The sequence below is a fragment of the Campylobacter concisus ATCC 51562 genome (assembly GCF_000466745.1).
In the GTDB taxonomy this organism is placed as follows: Bacteria; Campylobacterota; Campylobacteria; order Campylobacterales; family Campylobacteraceae; genus Campylobacter_A; species Campylobacter_A concisus_B.
In genome coordinates this window covers 71715-79890 of record NZ_ANNI01000006.1, presented here as the reverse complement: position 1 = coordinate 79890, position 8176 = coordinate 71715, and the positions used below count along the sequence as shown (strand labels likewise).

The following is an 8176-nucleotide window of genomic DNA, read 5'->3' as shown; positions in this document are numbered from 1 at the left end:
TGAGTCAGAGTGGATCTTGAAAAGTTTTTCTTTATCGTTTACTGCGTTAAAAATTTGAAGGAGGGTTAGGATTCTTTATTTGATATTTTAAATAAGCTTACTATTGAATATTCTAAAAACCTAGTTAAATTTATAAAAAACTCTATTTAGATAAAGTCCTTCAGCTGGAGCTGGAATACGAGTTAGGGTAGAGCATCCGTTAAGTGAAGCATTGATGAGCTCACCACCATTCTTTATACTTAAAGCTTTAAGTAGGTTTGCAACCATAAGCCGTACTTGAGCGCGTAAAAAGCCATTCGCTTTAAAAACGATGATAGTTTGGTTTTTGTATTCATAACAAAATGCCTTAAAAATTTCTCGCACTGGGCTTTTTGTATCACTTCCTGTTTTCATATAGGAGCTAAAATCATGCTCACCAACAAAATTAGATAAAATTTCATTTGCTTTTTTGATATCAAATTTTGGCAAAAAGACTTTATAATTTGAGCTAAAAACATCAAATTCTCCATGATCTATAATGTATCTATAAGACCTTGCTACGGCATCAAATCTTGCTTGAAAATTTTTATCAACTAAATTTATACGTTTTATATGAATATTTGGATGAGCATGGCGGTTGATTAGCTCTTTTAAGTGCTCTAAATTTTTAAAATGATCGCCACAAATTACGCTTGAACTTTGATTGATCGCATGGACGTTTTTGTCTGTACGTGAGCTAGAGACTATTTTTTCAAATATTCCAACGTGAGCTAGAGCACGCGAAAGCTCATCTTCTACACCATTTTCATGCGGCTGAGTTTGTGAGCCTTGAAATTTGGAGCCATCGTAGCTATAAATTAGTTGGATTTTCATTAGTATCTTCGCATGATTTTGGCTTTAAAAAGCAAAATTCCTGCCAATAAAAAGACAAAAAATATGAGTGGAATCGCAAAAGCTGGTTTTGATGAAAAGAGCATTATGAGCGTAAAATACCCAAATAAAACGCCAAATGTACCAACATAAACCATGCCTTTTTCATATCTATAAGTAACGATGCCAAAGCTTATGGCAAAAAGCGTACTGGCAAGTGGAAATAGCGCAACAAGTACATACGTACTAAGATCTTTTCTTCTTTTTTCACTACTATTTGCCTCCGTCCAGTACTCTTTTATACTTCCTATATCACTTATCTCTTCACTTTGGGCAGTCCTTATCTTCATAGATTTGAAGTTGCTTTGATGATAAATTTCATCTTTTATATCATACATTTTTCCATCTACTAAAGAGAGCTCAATGCTTTGATTTGTATTAGTGATCTTTGCGTTTTTTGCAGTGATTAAGCGTTGGGAGTCTTTAATGTAAGGATTAAACATCACGATATCTTTATAGGTAGTGCCGTTGTTGTCTTGTATTTCACTACCCACATAGACCATCCAGTCAGAAAATTTTTGTCCAAACTGGGTTGGCTTTAAATTTAGCTTTGCGACAGTCTTTTTATAATCAATAAAATTTGCATTTAGCTGTGCGGCTATTGGTATCATTATGGTAGCGATTATAAGTAGAGCAGTGCTTAAAAATGCTGAAAATATTAAGAAAAATTTAGCAATCTTATTTGGTGAGCCACCAAGCGTAAAAATAACGATACTTTCATTCTCTTTTGATAATCTAAAAAAAGTCATCGCAAGTGATACAAAAAATGCGATAGGCACGACAAAAAGTAGCACGCGTGGAAGCATAAATGAGTAGAGTTTAAAAAGCTCGCCAAAGCTGATCTCAATGTAGGAAGTGATGCGCGCGATCTGGATGAAAAATACGATCGACATGATCAAAAAAAGCGTACTAAATAGCGATGCAAAAGTCCCTAGGAAGTTAAACAAAAGATATCTATTTACTCTACTCATAAATAAACCTTAAAATTTCTAAAATTTGCTCTTTAAAAGCGTATGTAATAAGTAAGCCAAGGCTTAAAAACGGTACAAAGGCTAGCTCGTAGCTCTTTTTGCGAACGAGCGCATAGACTGGAAGTGTAAAAAGTGCTGCAAGATAGATCGCCACTAGAGCTAGCTTGACTGACAAAATAGCTCCGATGATCGCTGTTATAAAGATATCTGCACTACCCATCGCTTCTTTTTTTATGGCAAAGCTTACGACAAATCTCAGCGCCCAAAAGATAAATGCAAAAAGGAATAAATTTAAAATTTGGGCAAAATTTCCTTTAAATATAAAAAGCATCAGAGCGTAGATAAATGCGAAAAATAGCGCTGCAAAAAGCAGAGGATCTGGCACGGCTTTATATCTTATGTCTATGACGCTAAGAGCTAGCAGCATTATAAAACAAAGCCCTAAAAATAGCGCGTAAAGCAGTGTTTCTACACTTAAAATTTCGCCGCACTCTTTAAAAAAGCAGATCAGAAAAAGTATCCCAGAAATTAGCTCGATCACTGGATAGGTGAGGCTTATTTTTTGCTTACAAAAGGCACATTTGCCGCCTAAAAATATCCACGAAAAAATTGGAACATTGTGATAAAAATTTAGCTTATGGTCGCAGTTTGGGCAATGAGAAGCTGGAAAATTTATGCTCTCATTTCGTGGCAAGCGATATATCAGCACATTTGAAAATGAGCCCACGCAAATACCCAAAACAAAAGCAAAAAGGGCAAAAAAGATGACTAGATTATCCATTATCTCACTAAACTCCGCCAAATCTTCGCTCTATATTTTTAAATTTACTAACGATGCTTGTAAGCTCATCCTTGCTAAAGTCAGGCCAAAGTGTGGGCGTAAAAAATAGCTCTGCGTAGCTTGCCTGCCAGAGCATGAAATTTGAAAGCCTGCTCTCACCACCAGTCCTAATGAGAAGATCTACCGGCTCACTCTCATCAAGTGCTGCATTTAGGCTTGCTTCGTTTATCTCGCAGCCTTCTAAATTTAGCTTTCTCACAGCTCTAATGATTTCATCTTTTGAGCCGTAGTTTATAGCTAAATTTAATAATAAATTTTTATTCTCTCTTGTAGCGTTTTTGGTGATTTCTATCTCGTTTTTTAGCTCATCGCTAAATGGCGAAATGTCGCCGATCGTGTTAAATTTGATCCCATTTTTTATAAAGTCAGCACGCTTTAAAATGAGAAATTTCTTAAGCAAAATCATCAAAAACTCGACCTCTTTTTGTGGTCTTTTCCAGTTTTCGGTGCTAAATGCATAAAGACTTAAAATTTTCACTCCATTATCGATACAAAATTCGCACATATCGCTTACTACATTTGCTCCAGCTTCGTGCCCATTTGTCCGTAAAAATCCACGTTTTTTAGCCCAGCGTCCATTTCCATCCATGATAATAGCAAGGTGGTTTAATTCATTCAATCTTTAGCCTTTTATATCAATAATTTGTTCTTTTTTGCTCCAAAGAGCACTCACATTTTGCACTGTTATGTTGGCGCTAAATTCTCTTTTTAGCAAGCTAGCTACATTATTAAATGGGGTCGCGATCTCGTATAAAACTTCATCTTTAAATTTAAAAATAAGTGGAGCAAAATTTGAAAATATTAAAAAAATTTTCATATCATTCTCCTCTTTTTTTAGCTGAAAAACGCCGTTTGTACCATTATAAATAAATGGTATATGCACGACATTTTCTTGCAGAGCAAAGAGCATTTTTGCTAGCATTTTCATCTCGTCTTTTGTTTTAGCTTCACTTAGACTTTTAAATAAATAGTCATAAAACCACGATAAATTCTCATTTTCTATCAAATTTTCGATAAGATTTAGCCCATCAGCCAAGACATCTTCGTCTAAAATTCTTGGCTTTTCGTATAAATTTTTTATGACGATATTTTCGCCCTGGCTTTGCACCTCGCCCCAGTATTTCGAGCCTACGTTTAGCTCTTTTGCGCTTTTTGTGTTTAAATTTCTATTTGCAAAATTTAAAATGTATCTGTTAAAACCGATCTTTTGGCTTACTAAGATACTAAGCGGAAGTGACGAATTTATAGCTACTAACGGAGAATTTGCATTTTTTGCTATTTTTTGAATGCGAGAAATTTTCTCTATCATAAATTTGCCGCTAGCTCCACTATGCGCCCTGCAATCTCGTCTTTTGAGGCAAGCGGCAGCAAAGTTTCATTATTTTTCGTGATGAAATTTACCTCATTTTGCTCGCTTGCAAAGCTGTTTTTCTCACCCAAGATATTTAGGCAAACTGCGTCAAGCCCCTTTTGCTCTAGCATTGCTCTAGCGTTTTTGTGTGCGCTCTCGCTTGAGATTTCAAGCTTAAAGCCGATCTTTTTGCAGCTAAACTCTTTTAAGCTTTGCAAAATATCGACATTTCTCTTTAGACTTAAGCTTAAAATTTCGCCGACGTCCTCTTTTTTTATCTTGCCATCAATTTTTGTCGGAACAAAATCGCTTACTGCAGCACACATCACAAGTAAATTTGCGCTCTCACACTCGCTCTTGCAAAGCTCTAAAAGTTTGCTACTTGAGCTAAATTTTAAAATCTCAAATGGCTCGTTTGCGGTTTCAAAGCTAGCAAGTAGCGTAACATCAGCACCAGCGTAGTAAAAAGCCCTTGCAATCGCCATCGCCATCTTACCGCTTGAGAAATTTGTAATGGCTCTAACGTCATCTATCTTTTCTGTCGTTGCGCCACCAGTGATCACTACTTTTTTGCCTACAAAAAGAGGCTTGCTAAGCTTTTTTATCGCCGCTTCAACTATCACTTCAGGGCTTGCAAGACCGCCCTTGCCAATATCTCCGCAAGCTAGAGTTTTTAAAACCGGCTCAACTATTAAAGCGTCGTTTTTCTTTAAAATTTCAAGCGAATTTTGCGTCGCGAAGTGCTCTATCATATTGTTATTTGCAGCTAGTGCGACAACCAAAGGTACGTGCGAGGCGGCGATTAGCGTTTGCATAAAGACATTGTCACAGATGCCAGCTGCTAGCTTATTTATCGTATTTACAGAGGCTGGAGCGATGAGAACTAGATCCATTTTAGAGTAGGATATGTGATTTACACCATCTTGCCAGTTTTGCGTTTGTGAGCTTAAAATTTTATGCTCACTTAGCGCTTCAAAGCCGCTTACACTACAAAATTCAAGCGCTCCATCACTTAAAGCCACATAAACATCAGCGCCTTGCTTTTTAAGTAGCGATAAAATTTCGAATGCCTTATAAAAGGCGATACTGCCGCAAACGGCAAGTAAAATTTTCTTATTTTTTAACATCATCTTTGCCAAAGAATTTCTCAAAAAAGCCGCTTTTGTTCTCTTGTCTAGCTCTGCTAATCGCTAGCGCTCCACTCTCAACATCTTTTGTGATGGTGCTACCTGCTGCGATGATGACATTATCAGCAATATTTACAGGGGCAACTAGCTGCGTATCTGAGCCAACAAAGACGTTTTTGCCGATCTTGGTTTTGTATTTTGCTTTGCCATCGTAGTTGCATGTGATCGTGCCACAACCGATATTTGTGCCACTTTCTATCTCGCAGTCGCCAAGATAGCTCAAATGCCCAGCTTTTACGCCGCTAAGAACGCCTTTTTTAACTTCGACAAAATTTCCTATGTGTGTGTCAGAAATTTCAGAATTTGGCCTGATGTGAGCTAGTGGACCGATGTCTGAGTTTTTGATGACGCTGCTTTCTATCACTGATGAGCTTTTGATGATACTCTCTGTGATGACGCACTCGCCAAGGATACTTACGTTTTCTTCGAGCACGCACTCGCCTTCAAATTTGGCCCTGCTGTCTATGAAAATGCTCTCTGGCATGCGCATCAAAACGCCAGCCTTCATCAAATTTTGTTTGATCTCATCTTGCATGATCTTTTCAGCGATGCTAAGCTGAAATTTATCGTTTATGCCCATGAAATTTTGCTCATTAACATTTACTGCAACGCACTTTAAGCCCTTTTCATTTGCTATTTTTATGGCATCTGTTAGGTAGTACTCTTTTTGCGCGTTTTGGTTGCTTATGAGCGGTAAAATTTGCTCTAGCGCTTCGCGTTTAAAGCAGTAGCAGCCAGCATTTACGCTTTTTATCGCAAGCTGCGCTTCGCTAGCATCTTTTTGCTCGACGATACCTTCAACTTTGCCGTTTTTTATGATGACTCTGCCGTAGCCAAAAGGATTTGCTGCTTCAAAAGAGCTCATAACCACGTCAGCTTCGGCATTTGCTAGACGCATTAGATCGGTTGATTTTACAAGAGGCATATCGCCGCAAGTGACAAGCACCTTTTCGCCGCTTAAATTTACGCTTTTTATCGCTCCAGCAGTGCCTGGGAAATTTGTATGATCTTGCTCAAAAATTTTAGTTTGAGGGAAAATTTCTTTTATTTTTTGACTAATTAACTCTTTTTCGTAGTGAAGCACGACGCTAACGTCATTTGTGATCGCATAAGCTTGCTTTAAGATGTGAATGATCATTGGCTCACCGCAAAGTTCAAATAGGACTTTTGGACGTTTTGATTTCATTCTGGTGCCAAGACCAGCCGCTAAAATTATGATTGAAGTATTGTTCATTTTTAAGCCTTTTAACGTTAAAAATTTCGCAGATTGTAGCAAAAAATGCCAAACATTTTTTTTAATTTAACGATTGTTTCAACAAAAAGCTAATAAAATAGCAATTCTTAAGAATTTATAAATAAAGTGAGCTTAAATGGATTTAGGAACCGTCGTCGGCTGGGTTTTGACCCTGGTGCTTTTGTTTGGATCAATGGCGATAGGCGTTGGTATAGGACCATACATCGATATTCCTTCTGTGATGATCGTTTTTGGTGGTACTATCGGCGTTATGATGGTTGGCTTCAAGATGGAGACGCTTAAAGGAATTGGTAAATTTTATGGCATTGCTGTTAAGCCATCAGTCGTAGTAAATTTGCCTGAGACTATAAAAAAAATAGTTGATTATTCAACCAAAGCTAGACGTGATGGTATCTTATCGCTCGAAAGTGAAGTAAATAATGAGACAAATCAGTTCTTAAAAAGAGGCCTGTCAATGGCGGTCGATGGCAATGAGCCAGATGCGATCAGAGCACTTTTGGAGATCGATATCGATCAAACTAGCACAAGACATTCAAATAATATTAAAATTTTTGAGCAAGTCGGCGGTTTTGCGGGTGCTATGGGTATGATCGGAACGCTAATCGGTCTTGTTGCGATGCTTCTTAACATGTCAGATCCTAGTGCGATCGGTCCATCAATGGCGGTTGCCTTGCTTACGACACTTTATGGTGCGATGATAGGTAACATCATAGGTGCGCCTGTGGCAAATATCCTCTCTATTCGCGATGCTGATGAAGCACTTGAAAAACAAGTCGTACTTGAGGGAATCATGTCAATACAAGCAGGCGATAATCCAAGAACGCTTGAAGCTAAACTCTTAGCATTTTTACCACCAAAAGATAGAAAAAGTCAGTTCGAATAATGGGTAAGTTAATAAAACCAGAAGAGTGTCCAAAATGTATGCCTGAGTGGTTAGCTGCTTTTGGCGACCTCATGTCACTTTTGCTTTGTTTTTTCGTTTTATTGCTTTCTATGGCGACAATGGATGCTAAAAAGATGGAGGCTGCCGTTGGCTCACTAGCTGGTGCTTTGAGTGTGCTTGAAGGTGGTGCTAGACCTGAAAATCAGATAGAAAAAGAGACAGATCCAGAAAATACTCGTGCAAAAAAGATAAGCAAGCAAAAGGGCTCACAAAGTGAGCTAAATATGAATGTTAAAAAGATAAATGAGCTGCTAGCTGCTAGTGGGGCACCTGAGATCACTATGGAAGAGAGCGAGGATGGCTTTATCGTAAGGCTTCCAGCAGCTATGCTTTTTGATAAAGATAGTGCTGAAATTTCTGGCGAAGATGCGAAGCTATTTTTAAAACGAATAGGCATGATTGTGGCAAAAATGCCTAATGATGTAAAAGCCGATATCATCGGCCATACAGATAATATAGAACCAAGCAAAGACTCAGCTTATAAAAATAACTGGCAGCTCTCAACTGCAAGGGCTTTAAGCGTAGTTGAAGAGTTAATCAACGATGGCGTACCACAAAATAGAATAATAGCTTCTGGCAAAGCTTCGTTTGATCCGATCGCTAGTAACAGCACAGAAGATGGCAGAGCTAAGAATAATAGAGTAGAAATTCACTTCATATCGCTTGAGCCAAAAAATAAAGAGGCTACTAAGAAAAGTATCCTTGATATGAGGAATTAG

Annotated in this window: 9 protein-coding genes; 2 read left to right on the top strand and 7 right to left on the bottom strand. The window is 37.9% G+C overall.

The window, feature by feature from the left end; all coding sequences use genetic code 11:
• Positions 1 to 120 precede the first annotated feature (120 nt).
• From truA to glmU, 7 genes are read right to left on the bottom strand one after another with little or no spacing between them, the layout of a single operon-like run.
• Positions 121 to 852, bottom strand: a complete 732-nt coding sequence (gene truA / locus ATCC51562_RS05755) for a tRNA pseudouridine(38-40) synthase TruA (RefSeq protein WP_021091203.1) — start codon at positions 850 to 852, stop codon at positions 121 to 123.
• Positions 852 to 1880, bottom strand: a complete 1029-nt coding sequence (locus tag ATCC51562_RS05750; protein WP_035167453.1) for an LptF/LptG family permease — start codon at positions 1878 to 1880, stop codon at positions 852 to 854. The genes truA and ATCC51562_RS05750 overlap by 1 nt, the downstream gene beginning before the upstream one ends.
• Positions 1873 to 2661 carry a prepilin peptidase gene (locus tag ATCC51562_RS05745; protein WP_021091202.1) on the bottom strand — a complete coding sequence of 263 codons (789 nt, stop codon included), beginning with the start codon at positions 2659 to 2661 and terminating at the stop codon, positions 1873 to 1875. Before ATCC51562_RS05745 ends, ATCC51562_RS05750 begins: the two co-directional genes overlap by 8 nt.
• Positions 2662 to 2668: 7 nt before the next feature.
• The gene (uppS, locus tag ATCC51562_RS05740) at positions 2669 to 3340 is read right to left on the bottom strand and encodes a polyprenyl diphosphate synthase (RefSeq protein ID WP_021091269.1); all 672 of its coding nucleotides are present in this window, start codon (positions 3338 to 3340) and stop codon (positions 2669 to 2671) included.
• A gap of 3 nt (positions 3341 to 3343) precedes the next feature.
• Positions 3344 to 4030: a hypothetical protein gene (locus ATCC51562_RS05735; RefSeq protein WP_021091210.1), complete on the bottom strand. Its 687-nt coding sequence runs from the start codon at positions 4028 to 4030 to the stop codon at positions 3344 to 3346.
• Entirely contained in the window at positions 4027 to 5199 is a 1173-nt protein-coding gene (gene coaBC, locus ATCC51562_RS05730) for a bifunctional phosphopantothenoylcysteine decarboxylase/phosphopantothenate--cysteine ligase CoaBC (RefSeq protein WP_021091258.1), read from the bottom strand. The genes ATCC51562_RS05735 and coaBC overlap by 4 nt, the downstream gene beginning before the upstream one ends.
• The gene (glmU, locus tag ATCC51562_RS05725) at positions 5186 to 6493 is read right to left on the bottom strand and encodes a bifunctional UDP-N-acetylglucosamine diphosphorylase/glucosamine-1-phosphate N-acetyltransferase GlmU (RefSeq protein WP_021091221.1); all 1308 of its coding nucleotides are present in this window, start codon (positions 6491 to 6493) and stop codon (positions 5186 to 5188) included. The genes coaBC and glmU overlap by 14 nt, the downstream gene beginning before the upstream one ends.
• A 136-nt stretch (positions 6494 to 6629) precedes the next feature.
• On the opposite strand from glmU, the gene ATCC51562_RS05720 reads away from it, so the two are divergent.
• Positions 6630 to 7397, top strand: coding sequence for a motility protein A (locus tag ATCC51562_RS05720; RefSeq protein WP_021091276.1), 768 nt, complete (start codon positions 6630 to 6632; stop codon positions 7395 to 7397).
• Positions 7397 to 8176 carry a flagellar motor protein MotB gene (locus ATCC51562_RS05715; protein ID WP_035167452.1) on the top strand — a complete coding sequence of 260 codons (780 nt, stop codon included), beginning with the start codon at positions 7397 to 7399 and terminating at the stop codon, positions 8174 to 8176. Before ATCC51562_RS05720 ends, ATCC51562_RS05715 begins: the two co-directional genes overlap by 1 nt.